Origin of the sequence: Acutalibacter caecimuris (assembly GCF_034335085.1) — a bacterium.
GTDB lineage: Bacteria > Bacillota > Clostridia > Oscillospirales > Acutalibacteraceae > Acutalibacter > Acutalibacter caecimuris.
On the sequence record NZ_JAWXXJ010000026.1, the window covers coordinates 19,686 to 44,636 of the forward strand.

Below are 24,951 nucleotides of genomic sequence, written 5' to 3' on the forward strand. Positions count from 1 at the left end.
TGTTTTTATGGGCAAGTTTACGCTTACAGTTCGCCGGTAGCCGCGTTCCAGTCCACCAGCAGATTGTAGCGCTGGGCGATGATCTCAGCGGCACGGGCCAGGGTATGGTCTTGTTTCATGGGGGTACTCCTTTTTTTGATAGGGATAGGCCTATTATACCGGAAGGAACATGACAATATTATGTCATGTTTGACGCGTAGGCCAGGCTCCTCACAAAAAATTGGACCGGGAAGGGCAGGGTGTGCCCGTAGGGGGCGAAATGCGGCCGACGGGCTTGCAATTCCGGCCCATTTGGTATATGATGGAGGAAAACCAGAAAACGGGAGGACGCTATGGGTTTAGAAGAACTACAGGCAGTGGGCATGGCGGGTACACCGGTGCTGCTGGTGATCGTACTGGTGGCATTGGCCGCGGTGCTGGTATGGCTTTGGCTGATTGCGCCGCAGTTGTGGCGGCGGCCGGGCTTTGGGCTATTCAGGGCGTTTGACTATGCCCACCGGGGGTTGCACGACCTGGAAAAGGGGGTGCCGGAGAACTCGATAAAGGCTTTCCGGCTGGCGGAACTGGCCGGCTATGGCATGGAGTTTGACTTGCAACTGACGAAAGACGGGCAGGTGGTGGTGCACCATGACCCCCACCTGGAACGCAGTTGCGGGTCGCAACGGGTGATAGCGGAGATGACCTACAAGGAGCTGAAGGGCTACCGGCTGTTTGGCACCCAGGAGCGTGTCCCCCTCTTCCGGGAGGTGTTGGGGGCCCTGGAGGGGAGTACCCCGCTGATTATCGAACTGAAGGGCTATAACGACCCGGCCCAGTTGTGTACGCTGGTTATGGAGGAACTGAAGGGCTACCATGGGCCTTACTGTGTGGAGTCCTTTGACCCGCGGATTGTGCGGTGGTTCCGGGTGAACCGGCCGGAGGTGGTGCGGGGCCAACTGATGGGCCGTTTCAGGAAGGGCGACGACGGCCTTAACCGCTGGCAGGCCTTTTGTGGGCGCAACCTATTGACCAACTGGTACACCCGCCCCCATTTTGAGGCATACCACCTGCAAACCAGGGACATACCGGCCATGCACGCGGTGAGGGCGGTATTTGGGATGCAGGAGGCCAGTTGGACGATCCGCACCCTGGAGGAGTACCAGCGGGCAAAGGGCCTGGGTAGCCTGTGCATCTTTGAACATATCCTGCCGGCGGCAGGCCAGGGGGAGAAGGGGCGGCTGGCCGCGGGGCCGGGGGAGAACCCTTGCGTAACGGTGGCAAGCCGGGACGGGCAATCGTAAAACAACAGCCGGGCAGGGTGACTGCCTGGCTGTTGTGCTATAAACCGGCCCCGGCTATGGGGCGGCGATGGGTGGCTGCCTTAGGGCAGGGCGGCTTAGCCGATACCGGCAACGCTCACCTGGTCAATGCGCAGGCCGTAAGGGCCGCTGTAATGGGACGCCTCGTAGCGGTCCTGGGAGAACTGTAGGGCAGTCTGGCAGTCGAACAGGCTGCCGTTGATGGAACCGCCGGTGACCGGGGTGGCCTTGCCGTCCTCGATCAGATAGGCCAGACGGATTTCGCCCCCAAAGTGGCCGCTCATGGAATCCATCTGAAAATCGGAGAAAGTGACGGCCCACAGGCAGGGCCCGGCCTTCAGCTCCTCAAAGGGCTTGCCGGTGTTCAGGCAGCGGCCCTTGCGGTACAGGCCGGTGGGGCGCAGGCCCAGGTACCGGCAAAACCGGTTGTTGCCATGGATGGTTTTCAGCACGCCCTCCCGCAGCAGGGGCAGGTCCTCCATGGGGACGCCCTCTTCGCTGTAGGGCTCGGTGGCGCACAGATCCAGGTCCAGCCGGGCACCGGTGATCCCCTCGCCCTGTACCTGGTCGCCTACCTGCCAGGTGGAGTATTGGGGGTAGATCATGTGGGCGGCGGAGCGGTCCATATAATAGGAGAGCACGGTGGCTACCGCGTCGCCGCAAAGGACCACGTCGTACCGGCCGCTTTTCAAGATGCGCTGGGCCCGGGCACGGTCCCGGACAAAGGTAAGGGCCTGGGCAACTTTTTGGGACAAGGCCCCGGTGTCCAGGCTGTCATAGGAGAAGGTGTTGTGGATCTCCACATCCTCCGGCTCCCGGCACTGGACGACAAACTCCCCGTTGGTGCGGGCGTCGGTATAGGAGATATCCGTGCCGGTTGAGGAGAGGATGTGCCGCCGGGTGTGCACCACAAAAACCTCGGCCGAGTTTACAAAGGCATCGGCCTGGACATCCGCCGCAAACAGCGCCTGGGCCATTTTGCCCGCGCTTTCTGCCAGGGGGGATGTGGCCAGCGGGCCGGCCTTTTCCTTTAGGGGGGCCTGTACCGGGGCGGGCAGGTCATAGTAGGGGTTGGTGGCAAACTGGGCGGCGTAGTAGGCCCCGTCCAGTTCCTTCCGCAGTTGGGCATCGTCCATGGACTCCAGCAGCGTTACACTGGTAAAGCCCCGCAGGGGCTGGCCTTCGGGTTGTTCCACATCCCGGAAAACCGTTACCACGAACTTTCGGACATCCTTCAGGCGGCGGGTGTCCAGTTGCTTTTTTACAAAGAACAACTCGGCGGTTTCCTCGGTGGTGTCGTTGATACGCCACAGGCTGACGCCGCAGTCCTGTAGGGCGCTTTTAATGCGTTCAATCATTTCATTACCTCCTTAGCCCAAGCGGATGCGGGCTTTCATATAGGGCCCGCCGTCCGAAACCTTGACCCATTCCTTGTAACCCTTGCCGCAGAACCCGGAGCCGGAGAGTTCCAGCCCGGAGCCCATCATGCTGACGGATTTCAGCAGGTCCGGCACGTAGCCGGTTAGGACGATGGGGGAGAAAACCTTCCCGGTGAGTTTGCCGTCCTTGATCTCTTTTGCCACGGAAACCATGCACTGGATGCCCCAGTTTTTGGGGTCTTCCATGCCGGACATGGGCTGTTGCAGCAAAAAGCCGTAGCCGATGGAGGCGATCATCTCCTCTACGCTGTGGGAGCCGGGTTCAAAATAGGTGTTGGTCATACGGGTGTATGCCTTGCGCTCGTAGCTTTCCCGGCGGCCGTTGCCGGTGGGCTTTACGCCCAGCCGGGCGGCGCTGAGGGCATCGCACATACCGGTTTTCAGCACGCCTTTGTCAATGACCACCGTATCGCCAGTAAGGGTGCCCTCGTCGTCAAAGAACATGGTGGCGGCCTCGTCTACGGCGCTGCCGTCATGCATGGTGACCAGCCCGCTGGCCACATACTTGCCTACATGGCTTTTGCCCAGGGCCCGGTCTTTGACGAACATATCCATCTCCACCCCGTGGCCGAAGGCCTCGTGGACGATCATGCCGGTGGTGGCGGGGTCGCAGACGCAGTCGTACTCGCCGGGAGGGATGGGCTGGCTGTCCAGCAGGGCCAGGGTTTCGCCGGCGACCTTCTCGACGGCGGATTCTACGTGGTCCAACACCTCGGCGCCGCCCAGATTGGAGAAGGGCTGGTAGCTGGCTTTGATCTCCTGGCCGCGGGCAGCCAGCATACTCAGGGTGCAGGTGGTCCACATCAGGGTCTGGTCCAGGTCACGGTTTTCGCTGAGGAAAACCTTGCGGCAGCAGCGGTAGGCTAGCCCCAGGCTGGCATCCATAATGCGGCTATCCTGGGCCAGGGCTTTTTCCCGGATGGACCGCAGCTTGGTGATGATGGCCTCATCCCCCAGGGCACGGGGGTCTACCCGGAAGGGGGAAACCTTGCACAGGGTGGCGGGCTCATCGGCGGGGAGGGGCGTGGGCAGGGGCTGGGCATCGCCCAAAGCGGCATTTTGGGCAGCCAGGCGCTCTTTCAGGGTGGCGGCGATCTCCGCGACCCGGTCCTCGCCAAAGCGGTTGAAGGAGTACTCGGCGCAGCCTATGCCGTCGAACACCCGCACCACAAAGCCCGTGCCGCCGCCAAAGCCGCTGGCATCAATATTCACGCCGCTGCGGTTGATGCTCCAGCGGCGGGCGGCATCCTCTACGGCCAGGACGCTGGCGTAGGGGTAATCCTTCCGCAGCTCCTTTACCAGCGCCCGCAGGGCCGGCTTGGCCGAATCAATGGAAGAAAACACAAATATGGCCTCCTTTATGCATTTAGTATGATCGTATTGTACCTCAACAGGTGAGGTTTGTCAAGGCTGGCTTGGGGCGGGGGTGTGTCCATAAAGAAGAGTTAATGACGAAATTTTGGCCTCCGGCGGTTTAGGGGCGTTGCCCCTAAAAACCCCACCACCTTTGAAAAGGTGGACGAAACTTTTACCATTTGTTCACGGATCCTTGCTTTTAAACTCTTCATTTTGGACACTCTCTTGGGGCGGGGGCGCTGTACTTGCGACCTGCAAGGGGTACTTTTCCGAAACGGGGCGCTTGCCGGTGGAGGACGAAGGAATGGGAGGAAAATTTTATTGTCCGGAAAACTTAACTTTACCGAAAATTTGCCGATAGTTATTTTGTAAGGCCCATGAGGGGCCTGCAAAAAGGGTTTCACCCGGCATCGCGAGCCGGATGGAATACACCGCGCGGGGCCGGATAGTCCGGCCGGCTGTCGGGGCCCGGCGCATACAGGTGGAAGGATCCACCGAAGAAAATAATTTTGAAGGAGCAAAATTATGCGTATCCAACACAACATTATGGCTATGAATAGCTACCGGAACTACAACAACAACGCCAGCGCCCTCTCTAAGAACCTGGAGAAACTGTCCAGCGGCTACAAGATTAACCGCGCGGGCGACGACGCTGCCGGCCTGGCTATTTCCGAGAAAATGCGCGCCCAGTTGCAGGGCTTGAACGCTGCCCAGAAGAACGTGAAGGACGGCATCAGCCTGGTAAAGACCGCCGAGGGCGCCATGCAGGAAATTCAGGATATGCTGAGCCGCATGAAGTACCTGGCTACCCAGAGCGCCAACGGCACCTACGACAATGAAGTAGACCGCAAGGCCCTGCAGGACGAAGTTGACCAGTTGAACGCTGAAATTGACCGTATTGCCGACAGCGCCAACTTTAACGGCATTAAGCTGCTGGACGGCAGCCTGGCCGGTGGCGCGGTGAATTCTACCGGCACCACTTTGCTGGGCAAGAATATCGTTGAGTTCTCTGCCGCCAAGATTACCGGTGCGAATGGTAGCGGTAAAGCTGACTTGTCTGGCGCGAACATGAAAGCGTGTGTTGATACCTTTACGGTTGACGGGCAGACCTTGAAGATCGACTGGACCAAGGGCGAGGCGAAGAAACTTTTTGATAAACTGAATGTAGACCAGTCGAATACCAGCGCGCAAGGCTTTGAGGGCCTGGCCGACGACTTGACCAAGCTGCTTAACGATGAGATGAAGGCCCAGGGCCTGACCGGCGAAGTGAAGGTGACGGTTAACGGCACTACTGGTACATTCTCTCTGGAAAGCACCAACGAGTCCGCTACCGGTTCTATTGGTTGGACGGGCAGCAGCCTTCCCGTTGCTGATGTTGCACTGAGCGCAGGCACGATTCTGTTCTCTGCAACAGCCGGTGTGGGCGGTGTGACTGAGGCCAAAAAGACCCTTCCCACCGCGATTGCTGGGGGCAACTTCAACATGAACATCAATGGCACCACCGTCCAGGCAACTTACGCTGGCAATGCCAAAGATGATACGCTGGATGCTGTAGCAACTGCCGTGCAGACCAGCATTCAGAACGCTGTTGGCGCATACAACACCGCGATGGGTTACACCGCTGGTGATGACAAGTACCTTACTAAAGCGGACTTCACTGTTGAGGCTGATCCCAGTGGTGGCTTGAAAGTGGTTTACAATGGCAATAAGGATGTAAACTTTAGCTTTAGCGCCAGCGAGGCTGGTGTTACCGGCAAGCCCGATAAGACTGCCGGCCTGCTGGGCCTGGAGGGCGGCTCCAGCCATTCCGGCGGCGCTGCCGGCCTGGACCTCCAGATTGGCGACACCGGCGACAGCTTTAACCGCCTGACGGTTTCCGTTGAGGATATGCACGCTTTCGCGCTGGGCGTTTCCAACGTGAACATCGGCAACCCCACCGGGGCGCAGACCTCTATTGAAACCATTAAGAACGCTATCAACAAGGTGTCCTCTGTGCGCGGCCTGCTGGGCGCTACCCAGAACCGTTTGGACCACACCGCCAACAACCTGAGCGTGATGACCGAGAACATCACCGACGCTGAGAGCACCATCCGCGACACCGACGTGGCCGACGAGATGATGGCTTACACCAAGAACAACATCCTGATCCAGAGCGCACAGGCCATGCTGGCCCAGGCGAACTCTGTACCCCAGGGCGTGCTGCAACTGTTGCAGTAAGGGTAGGCTTTGTTCAAAGCTACGAAAGTTGTGTAATACAAGTTGGGCCGGGCATTTGCCCGGCTCTTCTTTTTGCGCAAATACCTGAAAATGCACGCAGAAAAGCTCCCCGTAAGGGGAGCTTTTCTGGTTTGCCTTACTCGCTGGTAATGTACTGTTTCAGCACAGTTGCGGCCTCGGCCCGGGTGCCGCCCCCAAGGGGGTCTAGCAGCCCGTTGCCTTTGCCGTTTATAATGCCGCTGCCAACGGCCCAGCGCATGGCATCCTGGGCGTAGGTGGCTACCTTGCCGCCGTCGGTAAAGGCGCTAAGGTCACCTGTGGCGGTGACGTCGCGGCCCTTGTACTTGGCGTAGTTGTACAGAATCGCGGCCAGTTCCTGCCGGCTGATGGGCCTATCCGGCCGGAAAATGCCCCCGCCGTACCCGCTGACAATGCCGTTGCTGCTGGCCCACTCAATGGGTGCGGCGTAGTATAGCTTGCTGTTCACGTCCGAGAAGGTGCCGGTGCTGCTAGGCTCCGGGTTGCCCTCCAGGTTGTGGAGTATGGTGACGATCATCCCACGGGTGGTGGTGGTGTGGGGGCCAAACAGGGTGGTTTCCACCCCGCTCATCAGCCCATGCTGCCGGGCGAAGAGCACCGGGCCATAGAACCAGTCGCTGGCGCGCACGTCGGTAAAGGGGAACTCGGCGGCCGGCCCTACGGGTGCATCGGCCATGCTGATTTCGGTATCGCCTTGACACAGCAGGCCCAGCCGGGCGCTGAGGGGGAATATCCCCTGGCCTTTGGCGGTCAGGCTGCCCAGGGCCACGGTGGTATCGGTGTTCAGCGCGTAGGCCGAAACCAGGTACAGGGTGACGGTGGTTTTGCCGCCGCCCTTACTTACCGGCGTGGCGAAGGCCGGGCTAAACGCCAGGCTGTCCGCCGGGGTCAGGGCGATGTCTTTGGCCTCGTAGTCACCCTGTAGGGTGACCTCCAACTGTACGCCCCGCAGCACGGTGTTTTCTACCAGCCCGGTCAGCCGCAGTTGTACCGAGCCGTCCTTTTCCAGGCTGAACCGCACGGTGGGCACCGCGTCCTCATAGGCGGCGGCGGGCAGGGCCGGGCACAGCAGGCATAGGCACAGCAGCAGCGCCAGGATATTGCGCAGTTTTTTCATGATGTTCTCCCTTCTACGTCAATTCTCGTTGAGCACGATCTCCGGCAGGTCTTCGCCGCCGGGGCTCAGGGCCCACAGGGTGCTGGCAGTGGTCAGCCGGGGGCTATCCGGGTCGTTGGGATCATCTACCCGGTACAGTTCGGCCATTACCTCGCTGGGCAGCAGGTTCACGCCGTCGCAGTGGGTGGCGTCCTGCAACTCGGCCTCCCGCTGTACATTGGGCACAAACAGGAACAGGCCGTCGCTGATATCGCTGACTTTTTTATCCTCCGGCACCTGGGAGAACAGGTAGCAGTCGCCGTCAATATCCCGGATCTCTTCGGTGGTTTCCACGGTTTCCTCGCCCCGGTCATCTACCACGGTTTTGGTAGCGGTGAACTTGCCTTTCACCCGGATGGAGGAGTAGTAGGGGTCGCCCCGGTAGGTACCGGCAATGACCAGCGTACCGGCTTTCAGCACATTGCCCCCGCCGCAGTCGTAGTCGGCAAAGAGCCGGCCGACAAAGCCGCCCTCCCCGGTAAGGAAGGAGATATCGTCCCCGGCGTAGCTGATCAGTTGGATATTGTCCTTGCTGATGCCCGCGGGCAGGCCGGTGATGGTGACGGTTTTGGCATCGTAGGTCCAGATGGTGCCGCTGGCACTGTTTGTACCGGGCTTGTTGAAGTAGGTCACATAGCTCTGGGGATCGTCGGCGGACTGGCTGTCCCCGTAGCTGCCGGAACGGGCTACGATCTTTTTGCCGCCCATATCCGTGACAGACACCTCAAAGCTGCCGCTGCCGGGCAAAGTGTTCAGCAGCTTAAGGCCGGAAACAGCGGTTTCCCCTTTCAAGGTAAACACAGCGGTGGTGCCGCTGAGACTCAGGTCATACTGGCTGGCGGGCACGGTCTTGTCATAAGCGACCCGTACCTGCATCCCGCCGGTGGTGTCAATCAAGTTGCCCAGCAGGTCGTAGGTCTTTACCGAGTAGGTAAAGGCCAGGTGGTTGCCGGAGCCGATCTCATCGGTGTAGAGCAAGGAGCCCTGCACCTGGTCCGGGGTTACAAAGGCAATGGGTTTGCCGTCCCGGAGGATCTCGTAACCCTGGATGTTCACAGCCTCCCGTGTGGCAGCGGAGATTTCAACCTGGTTGACGCTGCCCGCCTTTAGTTTGGCACTGAGCAGGTGGTTTACCGAGCCGGCGCCGGTGCCCGCCAAGCGCTCCCGGCGGCTCTGGTCGCTTAGGTACCACAGGGCCCGGGGCTCGGCGGGATAAGAGGCCAGTTTGTCTTTGACGGGCTGGCTCAGGCGCATCCCCCAGCGGGTAAAGAACTCCGTGAGGTTCTTACCGGCAACGCCCGCAGCGGTCAGGGCCATTTTTTCGTCATAACTTAGGCTGCTGAACCCGGTGGTATAGGTGCCGGCCTTCCAGGCCTTAAAGAAACGGTTATAGAAGTCAGCGGGCGCGGCACCGTCATAGGCCAGGTGCAACTGCCAATACATGGCCAACTGTACGAATACGTCATTGCTCTCGCCGGGCAGGCCCTGGGCGGTTTTGGTAAAGGCTTTGGCGTACTTGCCGCTGGTTTCCAGACGGGAGGGGAGGGTGCCGTTTTTGCCGTCCCAGGTCTGTACCATGAGGGAATAGATATTGTTGGTGATCTCCGCCCGGCCCAGCTTATCCATGTTATGGCCGATCTCGTGGGCGATGCCCCAGCCGAAGAGCTGGTTGGCCGTGGCCCCGGCGGCCAGTTGGGAGATGGGCCGCCCACCGGCCATGCCTCCGCAGGAGCCGTAGCCGATGCCGATGTGGTTGCCCGCCGCGTACATAAACGCGCCGGAGAACATTTGCATACACCGGATGTTTTGGCGGGATTGCATATCGTTGTCATGGTAGGTGTTGTCAATGCCCTGGGTGGTTTTGCAGATGTGCATCAGGTCCTCCCAGGCCAGCACAGAGTTGAACAGGGCCTCCACCCGGGCGTCACCAGTGGCGGCGGTGCTGTTCTTTACCGCCAGGGCAGGCAGGGAGAGCAGCATGGTGGGGGTTGATATCTCTGTGACGTTCAGTACATTGGTAGTTTTATTGTTCTCGTTGACCCCGGCAGTGGCCAGGTACGCGTCCAGGTCGCCCAGGTACTGGGTGATGGTGTTGCGCCGCGCCGTTTCCGTCATATCGTACCAGCCGGACAGTTCCAGCACCGGGATGGCTGTGGCCCGCCGTATATGCAGGCGAACCTTCTCCGGGTTGGGGCCGGTATAGGTAAAGTACAGGCTGCCTCCCCGCTGGGTGTTCTGGCTGCCGATTTTCGGCACCAGCAGGGTGTTGCGGCCGTTCTCTACCGTGCCCATAGAACTGCGCCAGGCAGAGGCCTCGGCGTTAAACTGGCTGGCGTACACGGTCAGGGTGCCGCCCTCGGGTATACCCTGGGCGTACAGGGTGATCTCCTTATTGGCCAGGGCCGTTACCCCCAAGGGTTGCAGGTCGCTGCCCCCTTGGCTGTACTTCTGGCTGTCTGCGCCGGCGGAGCGGGACTGTACCCCTTCCTTGATCACCCCGGCGGAGGAGCCGCCCAGCAACTCACGGGCCAGGGCCAGTTCGTCAGCCAAAGTGGCGGTATCCAGGTAGTAATACTTCTCGTCGCTGTCCAGCCGGGCCTTCAGGGCGTCAATCTGCGCGGCATCGACCCCGGGGCGCAGGGTGGTGCGCAGGTCGTCGGCAAACAGGGCAGCAATCTCGTCGGGCAAGCAGTGGGCGGGGTCATATTTCATAAACATCAGCTCTGAGCAACTGACCAGGTTGTAACCGGCCTGCTCCACTGCCACGCTGATCTGTACCACCTTTTTGGCCGGCCCCAAGGGGAGCACCGCAAACTTTGTGGTGGGGATCAGCCCGCGGTTGGGGATGTTGGGCCAGGTCTGTACATAGCCGCCGTTGTTGCCTGTGTCGGTGTTGTTGTCCACACCGCCCCGCCGGGGATCCGGCACAATCAGCCGGCCGTTCTGGCTTAGGTCATCCCCCTCGTACCACACCTGTATGCTGTAAGCACGCAGCCAACTGGGGTAATTCCCGTCCAGCCGGGGGGCCCACAGCACGGCTTGCAGGTCTACAGGCTCAGTAAAGGTAGTGATCACGTGTTCGTTGCCGTGCCAGTTGGCGGCGGTCCAGTGGGTGCGGTAGTCGCCGTCAATGAGGTTTTGGGGGGTAAAGGGCGCGTCCGCGGTATACTCCCCGGCAGCATAGTTGTTGGGCCATGCCAGCCGGATATCCTTGATCTTATCCGGGCCCAGCAGGCTGGCGGTGGGGAGGCCCTGGGGGGTATCATAGTCTACCGCTTTCGGGGTGCCCTCGGAAATGCGGGAGGGGCCGCTGGAGCCGATCTCATTGCCCGCGACCACATAAACGCTATAGGTAGTGCCGTTTACCAGCCCGCTAATGCGGGTGCTGGTGCCCTTTATCATGCCGCCTGCCTGCTGGTATTGCCCGGCGGCATCCTTCTTTTTATAGTAGACCTCATAGTAGGTGGCCCCCTTTGAGGCTTTCCAACTGACGGTTAGGGCCCCGTCCAGTTCGCCGATGGAAACCATATCCGGGGCATCGGGCTTTTGGGCAGGCTGGGGCGTGGCGGAAACCGCCTCACAGGGGGAGCCCTCCCAGCCCTGGGCGATGGGTGTTACCTGGAACCAGTAGGTTTTCAGGTTTTCCAGCCCGGTTACAGTGGCAAAGGGCCGGTCTACCTCAAGCGTTTTGGCAGCGCCCTGGTTGCCGTCGAGCCAGTAGGCCACCCGGTAGCCGGTAACGTTGGGCAGTTCCCGCCAGCGCAGGGTAACTTCCCCGCTGCCAGCCTCGGCAGCCAGGCCGTTGACCAGCCGGTTGACGGCGGCAGGGTTCTCCGGGATAATGTCCTTAAGGAACTGGACAGACTCTACGGAAACCGTGCCGTCCTCTGTCTTTTCCACCCGCACGGTGATCTTTTTCACCGGCACCCGTTGGCCCAGATCAATGGTGATGGTGCGGGTGCCTGGGGTACGGCTAATGGCATACACGCCGGCAGGTATGGCAGCGTCAATGGGCAGTTCCTCGGTGGTGCCGTCCTCATACTCTACGGTTACGCTGCCCGTTTCTACGCCCCCCAGTTCCGGGGAGGTAATGGCAACCTGGCGCAGCTCTACCGGCTGGGAGAAGGGGATAGGCAGCGCCAGTTCGGTACCGGGCCCTGCCAGCGTAGCCCCCTGGCCGCCGGCGGTAAACAGGGAGGCCAATTCCCCCTCTGTAACGGTGGTGCCTGCGGCGGCCAGGTCCTGCGAGATCCCTTCCGGGTCGACAGGAGGGGCCAGCATAGCGCCCTCGGCCATAAAAGCCTCGCCGGTAAGACCCAGATTGTCATTGACATAGCCCAGATCCACTATGTCGATTTTTCCGTCGCCGTTCAAATCATACATAGCCAGGTCAGCCTCTTCGGTAGAGGCCAGGTGCTGGGACATAAGTTCCCGGTCTTCGGCATCTATCTGGCTGTCGGCATTCAGGTCGCCCAGGGCAAAGGTGCCGTCGCCGGTGCCCAGGGCCACATAGAGATCGCAGTCCTCAATGGTAAGGGGCTGCACAAAACCCTGGTAGCCCAGCCCGGAGAACACCAGGTCATAGGAACCCTGGGGCAGCCCGGATACAGCCAGTTCCAGGTATTTGGGCCAGTCCCCTGTGGTTTCGCCGCCGTCGGCATCCTTAGCGGCAAGGGTAGCGGCGTAGCTGCCCATCTGGGCCTCGCCGGGCTGCCACAAGGGCACTTCGCCCAGGGGCTCGCCGTTTTGGTAAAGGGCCGCCGTAACCTCATGGGCTTGCAGGGCCTCCAGGGGCTGGGGGTAGTCCAGCCGCAAGGCGGCGGTCAGCGAGCCCCGCGGCGGCGTGCTGTCCTCCGGCGCGGCGCTGGCTGCGGGTGCGGCAGGCAGCAGCAAAGTCAGCGTTAGCAAAACGCTTAGCAGGCCGGAGAGTATGCGGGTGGAAATCTTCATGATTTTGAACCATCCTTTGTGAAGTGTATTATGTTGGCCGGCGCAAGGGATGCATAGCCGCTGGGCCTGATGGCTAGGATCTGCAAGCGTTAAGCATTTGGTATGCCCTATGCCAAATGCCGGTACACGGGCTAAAAAATCCTATGGCTATAGCAAGGCTTGCGCCATGTTCATTATACCATTTGGATAGATGGGAACGCAAGGGGGAACCGGCAAATTATGTCAATCCACGCAGGGTTTCCCAGGGGTAGGGGCGCCGGAAAATTTCCGCGAAAAAATTTTGAAATACCCCTTGACTTTTTTCGAAAAATTGGTATAATATACAACGTGCCCAGCAGTTGACAGTATGTGATGTTTACTGGCAAATTGCTTGGTAATTATAGATAGCGGTATTGTGTAATGGTAGCACAGCAGACTCTGACTCTGTTTGTCTGGGTTCAAATCCTGGTACCGCTGCCACGGCTCGGACTTGGAGCTATGCGTTCCGAGTCCGAGCTTTTTAGCCGCCTCACCCCCCCCCACCCGAGGCGGCCTCTTTCGAGGTGTGGCTCAGCTTGGTAGAGCGCTACGTTCGGGACGTAGAAGCCGCAGGTTCGAATCCTGTCACCTCGACCATGTAGGGACGGAGATTTTGATACAATGAGTATCAAGATTTCCGTCCCTACTTTTATGCCGAAACGGGTATTTTTAACCGATTTTCGTACATTTTCAGAAAAAGCACCGCTGTGGGCCAGAACAATCTCCGGCCTGTAGCGGTGCTTTTTTGCTTTTCTCTGGATTCTGGACGCTTGTATGTGTTGAAACTTTGCATAAGGCGTTAGATTTTTGGGGTTGCAGGTGGAGAAAGCCAGAAAACCCGTTAAATTTTTGAGCAGGCGTTAAATCATTCTCATTGGCGGATTCGGCGGCACTCATTCGTCCACAGGAACGGGAATATAAACTCGCTCCAGAGGAATGACCTTTTTGTACTTGGGACTAAGATTCTCATAATACTTGAGAACCAGCGTTACAAGCTCATCCCCGTCAATTCCTCTGATAATGGGGGTGCTGTCCAGATACTTTCTCGCGTTTTTTGTGTAGCCTGACAATGATATGAACAATCCGTAGTCGCCCTCACGCATGGCCCCCTTCAGCGATTGAATCGTGGTCTCCCGAATGTCTCCGTCCTGGCTCTTTACCTGAACCAAAATCCGAGGGGGAAGCTCATCTTTGTACGCAGTTATGTCAATGCCGCTGTCGCCGCCCTGTGGTGAAAGCTCTGTGCGATATCCCATTGCATCCAACAGGTCAGCCACGAAACTCTCCAAAGCATAGCCCTTCAAATTCCGGCTAAGTTCCTTCAGTATGAAGTCCTTGGTGCTTTGTTTGATCTCCTCGGCTGTGGCGCCTACGCTTTCGTCCTCATCCTCCATTGCCGTCTTCTTGAATCCGGTATCCAGAGATGCCAAAAACTCATCCGCATAGTTTTTGATGGTGAAAAGTGACATTGCCGATCCCGATTCGTACAAGGCACCTTGTGAAAAGACGGTTCTGGGCAAATGTTTCAGCCACTTTACCTTGCGCCGATTGACATATTCCTGCGCCGAAGCCTCGTACTGATACTCTCCCTCAACAATTCCAATGTTTATCTCGCGGTTGCTTTTCGATGGAAACACCACATAGTCCCCAATCTGCACCTCATAGCGGAATCGATAAAGCATCCCCGCTGCCAGAGCAATGGCTCCTTTCTTGTCCTGCGGATACACTTCGGCATATTTTTTCTTGAATGCCTCGCGGTCATTCTCCATATCTGTGAGGTCGCCAAAAGCGCCCCATCCAATGGTTATGGTGTTGTCTTTCAAAAATAGGGAGTCATCCTGCGTATGGATACCCCATATCCTTCTCTCTGTTTCGTTCATGATCCTGCCCTCCTTCAGCAATAGGCCAGCCTATTGTCCGAAATGCTGCTCAACCAAAGCATCCAGGGTTCCCAGCTTGGATGCCTCTGCTGCATCCGCCTCTACGAAGTTATGGATGCTGTGTTTCAGTTCCTCATCAAAGCCGAGGATATAGTTCGTGGCAATCAAATAGATGATGCGTGTCGGAGCCATGCCAAAGACCTGCTCCTGGAGGATATGGCGGATACGCTCCCGTTCATCGGGATATGTAGCTTTTAGGCCCTCGCTCCGGTAAAGCCGTTTGACAATTTCGGTGATGTAAAGCCCGGACTTCATGTAGAGATCCGCAAATTTCTTTGTGGGGTCGTCAAAACAGCCGGGATTGTTCTCCTCAAGCTGGTCTACCATCATGGAAACTACCCACTTGGGGGTAAAGATTTGATTTGTTTTCTGTGGAGGAATGTAATCGAAAATATCCTCCTCCTGCGACTCATCGAAGTAATCTACAAGCTGCTGTTTCTTTTTCCAAAACTCCTCCACGGAGTCATTGAAAACGACCTCATCGAACAGGTGGCCCTCAAACCATGTGGTCTCCCCGGTTTCGGGGTCCTGATACTCGCCGCCGTCCCGGAGGAAACGAAAATCATCCTCGGTGATGCCGGTGACCTCCAAAAATACATCGTCCTCGGTGTAATCATCGAAGTTCGCGAGAGTGAGGTCCCCATCGCCATAGGCCATGATAAAGCTGGGAATCGTCCGGGAGAAACCACGCAGATGGGCGCGAACCTCCTCCTCAACAGTGCGCTTTTCCTGCTCGGCCTTGTGCCGCTCCATCTGCTCGATTACTTCCTTCGGCTTTTCCTCAATCGTCCTTTGAACGGTTTCCTGGACCGTTTCCATAAAGGCTTGCATCGCGGAATCCATGCTGGCCTTGAACGCGGATTCAGCTTGGGCGACCTCCTGCTCGGTTTCGGCCTCCTGCTGCTTACGCTCCAACTCAGCCTGGGCGATCCTCGCCTGCTGCTCGTAGTCACCTTGGATTTGCTCAAACGCGCGGTCGATGTCCCGCTCCACCTGGCGCTCAAGGCGGGCCTGCGCCCCCTTGTTCATGCCGTAGGTTTCCACCACAGGGGCAAGGACCTTCTCCTTCAAGCTGTCCTTGATTGCCCCGGCAAGGTTTTTGACCTGTGTACCCACAGAGGCAACATCATTACTTTCGGCAACGGCCTCCACCTGCTCCTGTACATCATGGGAGATATCCTCGTACAGTTTCTCTCCGAACAACCCCTGGGTCTTGCCGACAACGATCTCGGTCGGGATTTCCACCTCGCCGTTCTCATCCACGGACACAGTATCCATGCCGTCCAGTTTCTGCGGATCAGTCCGCTTTCCCTCCTCATGGGCAGGGGTGAGCTTCTCCACAATTTCCCGGACGATGGCCGGAGCGCCGAACACATTGCTGATATTCCGAAACAGGAAATTCGACATGAAACCCCGGCGTACAACTTCTTGGCTCTTGAGGCGGCGCGGAATGGAGAGAACTGCGGCAGCGTCCAGCTCAGTCATCCGGCCTTCATCGTCCTCGCCCAATACTGGGAAGAAATTTAAGAGCCGCCGGATGTTCTCCTTCCGGTCATCGGAGGTGCCGCGTCCGCCCACGGTGTCGGCGGAGAGATTGTTGGCAAACTCGTCAAAGATGATGAGCGTCCGGGCCGGGTCAAAATCAAAGACATAGGCGGTATCTTTTCGGAACCGCTGTCCGTCTCTGGTGACGATGCAGGGATTCTGCGCCCGGAACGCCGCCTGCATATAGGACGAGGGGCTTTTCATATTGCAGAGCATGAGGACGCCGCTCCACTCCGGGATGGTCACACCCACAGTGAGCTGACCCACGGTCAGGGTGATCGTTTTGTCGTACTGCGCAATGGCCGCTTTTACCTGGTCAAAGGCTTTTGCGGCCTGGGCATCATCGTCATCGACACGGCCATCACCGGCGGCAAGAACGACCTTGTACTCGCTGAATACGGGATCGTCCCGCAGCAGTTTTTCCAGGGCCTTCGCGCTGGCCACGCGGTTCAGATACCACATGGTATGGCAAAGCTCCTGCCGCAGCTCCAGGGTGGAGAACGGATACTTCTCCTGGGTGGTCAGCGCATGGAGGAACTTCTTGATCTCATCCTCGTGGATGAACTTTCCACTCTCGTTCGTAGCGAAAAACTCGTTGAGGTCAAAGGCGTAATCTACCGTCCCTTCCTCGTCCGAAAGGTCCAAGCCCCGCTCGATGCGCTCCCGGATCATGCCGGAGAGCTGATAAGTAAACATAGCCAGCCGGGGCAGCGGCTCATAGGGATTGTTATCTTCTCCGCTCCAGTTCTCCTTGGCCTCCTGTTCGTCCGCATAGGACCAGTTGAAAATCTGCTCTTTGGAGAATCGCTCACTGGCCAGGGCTTTGAAGGGTGTGCCGGAGAGATACAGCGTGTGCCTGCGCCCGATATTGCGGAAAGCGCGGTCTGTTTTCTCAGTGTCCACGCCCTCCTGGGCCTCATCCACGATCAGCAGGTCAAACTCCATCCCTGCTTGCTCCTTGCCGAACTCGTCCCTGTACTTTTTTGCCATCCACTTCAGCTTATCGTACTCGCCGCCGAAGTACATGGAGCCTTTCAGCCCTTGCAGTGATTCAAAGGCAATCATTTTATGGGGAGCATCGGGGTCCCTGAGTCCACGGGAAACAAATTCCTCCCGCGTCAGAACACCGGGCTTGTCCCTCAGCGCGTCTGTGTCGGAAACAAAACTGTATTCGCCCCGCCAACCGATGAACTTCATGAAATCATCGGCCCAGGAGTTGGCAATGCTGGGGCGGTTGGTGACAATCAGCACCTTGGAAAAGCCCATCTGCCGGATGAGGTCATAGGCAGTCAGCGTCTTGCCAAACCGGGGCTTGGCGTTCCAGAGGAACTCCTCGCCGCCGCGCTGGAAATACGCCTGCGTCATGGCAACGGCCTCCTGCTGCTCTTTGCGGAGGGCATAGGTGAGTTTTTCCGCATTCTTCCCCAGCGTTTCACGGCGGGAGAAGGCATTGAAATATCCCTGGGAGGTCGGCCCATCCACCTTGAACCACTCCGTCCCCGGAGTGCGCTCCACCCCGGCCTCCGACTCCAGAAAGGAGTGAAAGTCGTGGTCAGTGAAATACTCGCCGGAGCCGTCCTTGAACATGGCGTTGTCCTGCCACGCCAGCACATACTGGATGTCGGCGGTGTGGGTCTGCTGCTTGATGCGCTGGGCCACGGTCTGCTTTTCGGTGTAGCCGATTTTTGTCCAGCCGTCATGGTAGACGATGCCGGGGGTGTTGTAGGCGTAGATCATCGGAACCACGCGGGAGAAGGATTTGATTTTCGCGGTTTCCATCATTCCATCTCCTTTGCCTGGTTTTCTACGAACTTGATTTCTAAATCATCCAAACCGTACTTAGCATATAGCTGTTGGTCAATTTCATGGACAGATTTTGACCAGTCGATATCGGACTCAATCGTATAATCCTGGATTGGAATATATGCCCACTTCTCAGGCGTTATATGCTGGGTTACCTTCAAAACGCCAAGCAAAATCCTTACAAATTTTGTCTTTATATATTTTAATGCAGCATTTGCCTCGTCTTTTGTATCAAACGCACCAATGCTCATAAACGACTCAGTTGACCCTACATACGGTTCGCAGACAATTGGAGATGTCAGCGTCTCGCCGAGAACACCATTTCCGCTTGCCGCTGGCAAAAAAATCTTATACTTCGCAAGATTACTGACCTTGTTAATGTAGTCCTCACGAACATATTTGAACACACGCTCATTATTCGTGCGTCCGAGTACTCTAATGTAAGTTGTACCGTCTTGCGGGGCAACATCGTGAAATATCTGTGGGAGCCGATCAAACACATTTGTTTTCAAATCGTAGGCGTGTCCAGTGCTGAGTTGACCAGCAGCTTCGGGGAAATCTTCGTGCATCTTCTCCGTAAAATGATAGGCATAACTGGTAACTGCTGTATCGCTAAATGGTAAAAAGTCTGGGCGTTGACGAACTTTTTTGATAATTGAGTTCAGCTCTGGATAGGCTGTAAATGTCCCAATTGCGCCGTAATCTTTATGAATATCATGATAGGTGATGGCGATACCGCCTTTTATCACAGTATTGCTGAATACTTTGCTACTGTCTTGTTCGTAATACAAAACTTTAAGATGGGGGTCCTCAAGCATTTGCCGATTCCATTGCTTTGGCGTGGTTCCTGCATTAAACAGGAAACGCGCAGGATGTATCATCTCAACACCATCAGCAACTTTGTATGCAGCGTCAAGAAACAAGTGATAAATGGGAGGGGCAAATGTTTTGTTATCTCCAATTGTATCATCTTGATACGGCGGGTTTCCAATGATAAAGTCAAATTTCATAGCGCGATCCCCCTTTCGTTTCAATGACAGGTATTCCATGCTCCGATCACCACGCCAGTTAAAGATGCGGCAATTCGGCTGGCGGTTCTCCTCGTTGGCGTCCGGCGCAGGGGTGAACATACCAAAGAGGTCCATCTGTTGAAATTCTTCCTCCGCCGTCCCATAGGGGATGGCCCCCGACAGGCCGTCCATCTGCCAAATGTTCCAGGCAATGATGTTGATGAGCTTCTCCCGCTCCGCCTCTGTTGGCTCCCGCTCCCAGCGGGCCTGCAAATACTCCTCGAAAGTCATGAGGAGATTGACGCGGGCGATCAGCACATTGTCCCCCTGAAACTCAAACCCATAGGTCACCTGGAACGCCCGGACAGCCCACTCCAGCCATTCCGCCTCGTCCTGCGCGTTCTCATTGACCACGCGCAGCTTTCGGTCCAGCAGGCCAACGCGCTTGGGGATGGGGATCATCTCGCCCGTCTCCACATCATAACGGCTGACCAGATAGGGGGCCTCGCCGCAGGTGATTTCCAGGCGCTTGGAATCCACATATTTTTTCCAATCCTTCTTCGGCGGGAAAACCACCACTGGCGTCGGCCTGCCCTCGCAGAAGAACACCCCACCGGAGCCGAACCATACCTCGTCTGCGTAATCGTTCATCTTCCGGCAGATCCAAAGCGGGGTGAACACCTCCGCGTGCTGGCGAGTCCGTTCCGACTGCTGCTCCATCGCTTTCCGGGCGCGGGTCTTGATGACACTGGCATTGGGGCCTGTGATCAAATCCGGGGTGATAGGCTCGTTCCGCTCGTACCTTGCCCCAAGGGAGCAATAGGCGTTGGTCGCCCACATGATGTTCTTTTTTGTGGTCTTATCGATCAACAGCTTGTCCAGAAGGCCCAGCTTGTGGATTTTGAGAAGGTCGTCTTGAATGTTGATAACCACACTGTTCCTCCCTTCGGCCTTAACATTATGAAACGCGCAATTACACAACTATCCAGATTATATTTTAACGGATTCTTCCACTAAAAGCAATCCGCTTTTGACCTTCCAGAGAATTTTATTTGAGGACCACCAGCGGCACACCACATCGTTTGGCGTACTCCACTGTGTTCCTCGTTCCACCCGACTGGCCGTTATAGGCCGCAATAACCCGCGCCGAGTGGTCTATCATCCACTCGTTTCGCCGCTGGAAGCAATCACGGCTGTAACCGGGGCAGATAAACCGCACCAGGTCGGCCTGTTCCATCACCCGGCGATACCGCTCCTGCCATTCCCGGCTCCAGCGGTTCTCGAAACCCTGATATGGACTTGCGCAGATGAGCCGGATCGCCGCCCCCTCGTCCCGCAGGGCCAGCACGATCTCTGCCGCCCAGAGATCGACTCCTCGCGCCATTCCAGATATGAATGTTCGAAATCCGTCAGCAGTAGCTGTATGGATTTCTTTTTTTAGTCCCTCAATCACATCGGCCTCTGGCTTATCCAATTTTTCCGGCCTGTGGCCAGTGAAGCAACACCGATGCTGCCGCAGTTCCTGCTCCGTCATTTTACCGCCCTCCTGCAATGGTTGATACAGTTTAATATAACGGTATTTTCCGTACGAGTCAACTGTATAAAGCTATTTAAGTGAACGGTAAAATATTGTCAAGGGAGGTGGCATCATGGACACACATTCCAAACTGCGGCAGTTAATGTCTGAACGGGGATGGACAGCTTATCGGTTGGCAAAGGAGAGCGGCCTTTCCGAATCAACCCTTGCAAACATCTTCAAGCGGAATACTGTTCCCTCTATTTCTACCTTAGAGGCCGTGTGTGCGGCCTTTGGTATTTCGCTGGCACAGTTCTTTGCGGAACAAGATATGGTCGAGCTGACCCCAGAACTGAAAGAGTTGTTCGATAATTGGGTGTCGCTCACCCCGGAGCAGAAGCAGGCAGCACTACAGATGCTCCGGGCCATGAATACAAAGTAAAAAACAGGAAGTCCATTCGGACTTCCTGTTTTTTATTACAAAATGAAAGACGAAAACATACTATTTGAGAGGCTATCAATTTTCCTGCATCATCATCTTGTAATGCTGCATTTGGTTCAAAACATCAAACACTTGCCTGAATGCGTCCTTTAACAGTGAGGGATCAACAGATGATGCATCAAAGTATAAACCATCATTAAATGAGAGCGCCCCAACGTCCAGCACAGAAACCATAGCATCAACAATATCATATCTCGTATGATCGACTGTTCCATCAGGAAGACGGGTTTCAAAAGCAGAACGGTGTGTTTCCATTAAGTCACTTCGTATATTGCCATTAGAATACCCACACATCTGAAGGAAGTAGTATTCCAGAATCCGTCTGGAGACATTCATAAGCGCTACCGGGTCTTCCGATGTTCTGTACTCTCTCCACAGCGCCTCATAGGTATTTACAACGGGATTGCGGTTGATCTTGCCATCGCCTACGCGGGGACTGTCTTGTTCACATTTTTCGACAACAGAGCGATTGTTTGCCTGCTTTTTGATTTCGTAAACGGAGACACATTCATATGCAGCTATGCGGTTATAGACGATCTCTTTGAAGAAGAACGGATTGTGTGTCAGACAGAAAATCTGCCTGATATGGTCATCTACGTTTTCTTCTTCGGTCAGCTCATAGTTGTTATAGCATACAGCTATCATTTCCCGGACGAGAGAGGCGACAGTAAAGAGAGCGCTACTATCCATGCTGGAGACTGGATCGTCAATCACGACAATTTTATCTTTCATTTTGCCTTCGTCAGACTGACTTCCCATGACCATATGGTAAAAATACAGGAACGCTATAAAATGACGCTCACCCTCACTCAAGCCTTTTGCAATTGTTCCGTCTTCCCTGACGAGTTGATAGACATACTGCGCTCCCGGCTTTTCCCTCAGAGAGAAACCTTGAAAACCGGACGATTTTATGAGAGCGTTGATACTGTCCTTGGCGGCAGATGTGTTTACTGTCTGTTTGTTCAACTGCGCGATTTCGTCATTGAGCGTTCCGATATCGGTTTCTGCTTTTTCCTGTTCGCCCTGAAGCCTTAAAATCTCAGCCCTTATTCGATCATTCTCGCTTTGGTAAACAGCGATGTCTGCTTGACAGATAGTTGCCATCAGTGTCCATACCATGTTGGCGCATTCTTTCTGCTTTGTTGGTATGTTCGCAAGGATAGCGTTATTTTGCCGGATTTTCTGATTGATTTGTTCTGCCAGCTCATTCAAATCATGTAGATAGGTGGAGAGATCATCCAGCTCTACAACCAGGGTCGGGTCATTCCATTTCTTTTCGAGTTGCGCTACATTCGCCTTTGCTTTCTCCATGAAGAGTTCAAATTCTGTGGTATATGCCGCAAGTTGATCGCAGGCAAAGTTGCTTTTTGCATTTCCATTCAGAACAGAATAAATGTCGTTCAAAGCAGCCCTATAAGCCTGGATAAACTCCTGCAGTTGCGCCATTTCCTTCTTATACTGTTCATCAAAGCAGGAAGCAAGGTCGTCCTCAAAGCTGTCTGGGAGGTCTTGTTGGCAGTAAGGGCATTTTTTGCCCGCAGCGTGTTGGTACTCCCGGTGTCCCTGATTGACCCACGCTGTGGCATTCAACGCATTTAAAAAATCAGAAAAGGTCGTGTGGCTGCTGCTTACTATCGTCTTTCCCAAAAGTAAGGTCGATGGAATCGTTGAAGCAGACACAGACTTCAATTCCTCATAGTGCCTGCCGCCTTCACCATATGCTAAAGCATACAGCTCCTTAACCGCATCTTCGTCAACCGAGCCGGGTTTGTGCTTCATAAGTTCGGCGACAAATTTCTTTTTATTTGTAGTAAATCCTGTCTGTGTTGCAGGATACATTTTTCTTGTGGCTTCGCTTTTTCCCCAAAGAGCAGACACAAGGGTATTGAGTATGTTCTCCAATTGATTATTGTTTTCTGTAATCTTTCTGCCTATTGCAGTTCTATTATCAGACAGATTTTTTAAATCGGCAGACTTTTTATCTATCGTTGCTTTAACGGTGGCGTTTTGCTTTGTTATGGTAAATACGCCAGGAATGTTTCCATAACTCTGTATGTTTTCCTGAATGAACTCCTCATTATACACCTGAAGTTCGTAATCTTCAAGAAAAATTCCGGGACTCCATTCTGTGGTTTCCGGCTTACCAATCAATTTAGCAATCGTGGATTTACCTGTTCCGTTCTTCCCAAAAAAGTAATTTATCAGAGTGGGAGAAAAAACCTCATTTTGAAAAACAGGCGAATTTACTGTTACTTTGCCAATCAGGGCAGACACTTTTTCTGTCATGACGTCCTCCTACTTAATCTCAATATTCATCGCTACAAAGGCATCTATCAAATTACATTGCTTGATTGCCCAGTGTTCTACATCAAGCTCATTCCGCAGGGGTGCGGATGCCATATGTAACAGTGCCGTATTTTGGTTTAATATCTGCTGGGAAAACGCCTGAAATCCGCTGAAATATATTTTTATAACCTCACCCTGCGGCACAGCGTTAGATATTCTTCCCACAAGAGCCGGATGGTGAGGCTCTGTTCTTTTGTAATACATATTTCGCTTGGTGAATATACAGGGCATAGTTCTGAGTTCATCCATATTTGCCGGATTCAGTATTCGGTATTTATCTCGGACATCTTTGGGTGTGTACTTCTGCAAAGCGCGATCTTTGGCTATGGAGAACACGCCGTCTTTATATTCCTCATTTTCCAACACAAAGAGACAGTAATGTGTTCTGCTGAGGGATGCCCATTCCATAGCGTGCGTCACTGGATTATCTGCTGGTTTGGCTCCGAGCATGGATAATAGTCCGATTAGTTCGGGACCGCTCACGTTAATATTAATCGGACCATGATTTTGCAAAATTTGAATGCCATCTCCTTGGTTCACCAATATGTTTGGATTTGCGGCCTGGGCTATCGCAGATGTGATTTCCGACGGAATCATCTGATTTTTATCCATTAGACACTTCCTTGTGAATATCATGTTCGCCATATGCAATCAATTTCGGGCAAAACTATAGTGTATTTTCTATCACCATCAATCATCCCTTGTGTTTTGCCGTGGTGATAGGTTAATCGTTCCGTAATTGACACCTATCTGGACGCCACTACCGTTATTAATAAGCACAGACTGGTTTATAATTTTTGCTTCCTGTTCTCCTTTATCAGAACATTCGTCCACAACCTCTATCTTGGCATATTCTGATTCATCTTCTTGACCATCATCAGTTTCTGACTCTTCAGCAATTGTTTTCTTATCAATTGGGGTATACCAATCAACATTTATCTTCCGGGAAGAACCTAACAAAAAATCGTTCCCCAGTTTTCGTTCATGACCACTTTCTTTGCTCCCCCACGTTTCCAGCGTAGCTTGTCCAGATATATTATCAGAGCGGTTCATCAAGATGTAATGTACTATGCCTATCAAAAAGGATTGAAATTCAAAATGTGTTGTTCCCAGTAAATCTGGTTTTGAAAGAGGCACGCCATTTTGCTGTGTATAGAATTGAACGTCATCCCCTGCATCATGTTCTATTACATCAAGCAGTACCCGTACAAGCCATGCTGCCTTTGAGGGATCGAGAAAGTTATCTGTAAATTTCAGCATCCGCTGAAGTGCGCTATCGTAATTGTTTACTACATCGTAGTCATAACTATTGGAAGTGGCGTTATCATTGAATGGAATGCACACACTGCCATCAATTTGGCATTCACGAAACTGAGAAGTGTTCTTTTTTAGGCTACCTCCTTGGACACAGGTATAGTTTCCGGTGATTGCTTGTATCAGTCCCTCCATCATTTCAGGGTCTGATAAATGATCTTTTACCCCTTTTTCCCGTTCCCTTGCGTTGGTTCTCGGCTTTTTCGTCTGCACAAGCAGGAAAAAGAGAGTTCCTCCGCAGAGATACGGGATTTTTTTATTTTCCACGTTTCTGCCTCCCACTCAAAAAGTAACGTTATCCACAAAAGTAACTTCGCGCAGGTATTGACAGAAACGGTATCTACGATAAGTTCCCTGTCATGAGTTGGCCACTCAAACAGCCACCGCCCGACCGGGTGGCGGCAGCAACCATCAACACCACGGGATGCACCCGAATGACTCGAAAGGATAACCGATATGCAGCAAGTTTTTATCTGCTCCCCCTACCGCGGGGACATCGAAC

The 24,951-nt window shown here is 54.8% G+C and carries 14 protein-coding genes and 2 tRNA genes; 5 read left to right on the forward strand and 11 right to left on the reverse strand.

The window, feature by feature from the left end; all coding sequences use genetic code 11:
• Positions 1-332: 332 nt before the first annotated feature.
• A complete protein-coding gene (locus tag U8U01_RS13600) occupies positions 333-1,280 on the forward strand; it encodes a glycerophosphodiester phosphodiesterase family protein (RefSeq protein ID WP_322175228.1) in 948 nt (315 codons plus the stop codon).
• Positions 1,281-1,375: 95 nt separating this feature from the next.
• Here the strand turns inward: U8U01_RS13600 and U8U01_RS13605 are convergent, their stop codons facing one another.
• The gene (locus tag U8U01_RS13605; protein ID WP_322175230.1) at positions 1,376-2,656 is read right to left on the reverse strand and encodes a metallopeptidase TldD-related protein; all 1,281 of its coding nucleotides are present in this window, start codon (positions 2,654-2,656) and stop codon (positions 1,376-1,378) included.
• 12 nt (positions 2,657-2,668) lie between these two features.
• A complete protein-coding gene (locus U8U01_RS13610; RefSeq protein ID WP_322175233.1) occupies positions 2,669-4,081 on the reverse strand; it encodes a TldD/PmbA family protein in 1,413 nt (470 codons plus the stop codon).
• Positions 4,082-4,618: 537 nt separating this feature from the next.
• Between U8U01_RS13610 and U8U01_RS13615 the strand changes: the two genes are divergently transcribed.
• A complete protein-coding gene (locus tag U8U01_RS13615) occupies positions 4,619-6,310 on the forward strand; it encodes a flagellin N-terminal helical domain-containing protein (protein WP_322175236.1) in 1,692 nt (563 codons plus the stop codon).
• A 136-nt stretch (positions 6,311-6,446) separates the two neighbouring features.
• Here the strand turns inward: U8U01_RS13615 and U8U01_RS13620 are convergent, their stop codons facing one another.
• Complete coding sequence (locus tag U8U01_RS13620) at positions 6,447-7,466, reverse strand: S-layer homology domain-containing protein (protein ID WP_322175237.1); 1,020 nt, start codon at positions 7,464-7,466, stop codon at positions 6,447-6,449.
• An 18-nt stretch (positions 7,467-7,484) separates the two neighbouring features.
• Positions 7,485-12,455: a M60 family metallopeptidase gene (locus U8U01_RS13625; protein ID WP_322175240.1), complete on the reverse strand. Its 4,971-nt coding sequence runs from the start codon at positions 12,453-12,455 to the stop codon at positions 7,485-7,487.
• A 385-nt stretch (positions 12,456-12,840) separates the two neighbouring features.
• Between U8U01_RS13625 and U8U01_RS13630 the strand changes: the two genes are divergently transcribed.
• Both U8U01_RS13630 and U8U01_RS13635 read left to right on the forward strand, forming a co-directional pair.
• A tRNA-Gln gene (locus U8U01_RS13630) sits at positions 12,841-12,914 on the forward strand.
• Positions 12,915-12,993: 79 nt separating this feature from the next.
• Positions 12,994-13,070, forward strand: a tRNA-Pro gene (locus U8U01_RS13635).
• 296 nt (positions 13,071-13,366) lie between these two features.
• On the opposite strand, the gene U8U01_RS13640 is transcribed toward U8U01_RS13635, so the two are convergent.
• The 4 genes from U8U01_RS13640 to U8U01_RS13655 all read right to left on the reverse strand — a co-directional run bounded on the left by U8U01_RS13640 (position 13,367) and on the right by U8U01_RS13655 (position 20,305).
• A complete protein-coding gene (locus U8U01_RS13640) occupies positions 13,367-14,353 on the reverse strand; it encodes a restriction endonuclease (protein ID WP_322175243.1) in 987 nt (328 codons plus the stop codon).
• Between the two features lie 30 nt (positions 14,354-14,383).
• Complete coding sequence (locus tag U8U01_RS13645; RefSeq protein WP_322175245.1) at positions 14,384-17,737, reverse strand: DEAD/DEAH box helicase family protein; 3,354 nt, start codon at positions 17,735-17,737, stop codon at positions 14,384-14,386.
• Complete coding sequence (locus U8U01_RS13650; RefSeq protein WP_322175248.1) at positions 17,737-19,704, reverse strand: Eco57I restriction-modification methylase domain-containing protein; 1,968 nt, start codon at positions 19,702-19,704, stop codon at positions 17,737-17,739. The genes U8U01_RS13645 and U8U01_RS13650 overlap by 1 nt, the downstream gene beginning before the upstream one ends.
• Positions 19,705-19,819: 115 nt before the next feature.
• The gene (locus U8U01_RS13655) at positions 19,820-20,305 is read right to left on the reverse strand and encodes an SLOG family protein (protein ID WP_322175251.1); all 486 of its coding nucleotides are present in this window, start codon (positions 20,303-20,305) and stop codon (positions 19,820-19,822) included.
• A gap of 115 nt (positions 20,306-20,420) precedes the next feature.
• Between U8U01_RS13655 and U8U01_RS13660 the strand changes: the two genes are divergently transcribed.
• A complete protein-coding gene (locus tag U8U01_RS13660; RefSeq protein ID WP_322175254.1) occupies positions 20,421-20,729 on the forward strand; it encodes a helix-turn-helix domain-containing protein in 309 nt (102 codons plus the stop codon).
• Between the two features lie 75 nt (positions 20,730-20,804).
• Here U8U01_RS13660 and U8U01_RS13665 read toward each other — a convergent pair whose 3' ends face one another.
• The 3 genes from U8U01_RS13665 to U8U01_RS13675 form a co-directional block, all read right to left on the reverse strand.
• Positions 20,805-23,075, reverse strand: a complete 2,271-nt coding sequence (locus tag U8U01_RS13665) for an AAA family ATPase (protein ID WP_322175256.1) — start codon at positions 23,073-23,075, stop codon at positions 20,805-20,807.
• 9 nt (positions 23,076-23,084) lie between these two features.
• A complete protein-coding gene (locus U8U01_RS13670; RefSeq protein WP_322175259.1) occupies positions 23,085-23,747 on the reverse strand; it encodes a hypothetical protein in 663 nt (220 codons plus the stop codon).
• 78 nt (positions 23,748-23,825) lie between these two features.
• Complete coding sequence (locus U8U01_RS13675; protein WP_322175261.1) at positions 23,826-24,716, reverse strand: hypothetical protein; 891 nt, start codon at positions 24,714-24,716, stop codon at positions 23,826-23,828.
• Positions 24,717-24,951: the final 235 nt, after the last annotated feature.

Excerpts from the sequence above, each read along its gene's own strand:
- U8U01_RS13660 (WP_322175254.1), top strand. The coding sequence starts at position 20,421 with ATGGACACACATTCCAAACTGCGGCAGTTAATGTCTGAACGGGGATGG.
- U8U01_RS13665 (WP_322175256.1), bottom strand. The coding sequence starts at position 23,075 with ATGACAGAAAAAGTGTCTGCCCTGATTGGCAAAGTAACAGTAAATTCG.
- U8U01_RS13640 (WP_322175243.1), bottom strand. The coding sequence starts at position 14,353 with ATGAACGAAACAGAGAGAAGGATATGGGGTATCCATACGCAGGATGAC.
- U8U01_RS13615 (WP_322175236.1), top strand. The coding sequence starts at position 4,619 with ATGCGTATCCAACACAACATTATGGCTATGAATAGCTACCGGAACTAC.
- U8U01_RS13645 (WP_322175245.1), bottom strand. The coding sequence starts at position 17,737 with ATGGAAACCGCGAAAATCAAATCCTTCTCCCGCGTGGTTCCGATGATC.
- U8U01_RS13620 (WP_322175237.1), bottom strand. The coding sequence starts at position 7,466 with ATGAAAAAACTGCGCAATATCCTGGCGCTGCTGCTGTGCCTATGCCTG.
- U8U01_RS13600 (WP_322175228.1), top strand. The coding sequence starts at position 333 with ATGGGTTTAGAAGAACTACAGGCAGTGGGCATGGCGGGTACACCGGTG.
- U8U01_RS13625 (WP_322175240.1), bottom strand. The coding sequence starts at position 12,455 with ATGAAGATTTCCACCCGCATACTCTCCGGCCTGCTAAGCGTTTTGCTA.
- U8U01_RS13670 (WP_322175259.1), bottom strand. The coding sequence starts at position 23,747 with ATGGATAAAAATCAGATGATTCCGTCGGAAATCACATCTGCGATAGCC.
- U8U01_RS13605 (WP_322175230.1), bottom strand. The coding sequence starts at position 2,656 with ATGATTGAACGCATTAAAAGCGCCCTACAGGACTGCGGCGTCAGCCTG.
- U8U01_RS13655 (WP_322175251.1), bottom strand. The coding sequence starts at position 20,305 with ATGACGGAGCAGGAACTGCGGCAGCATCGGTGTTGCTTCACTGGCCAC.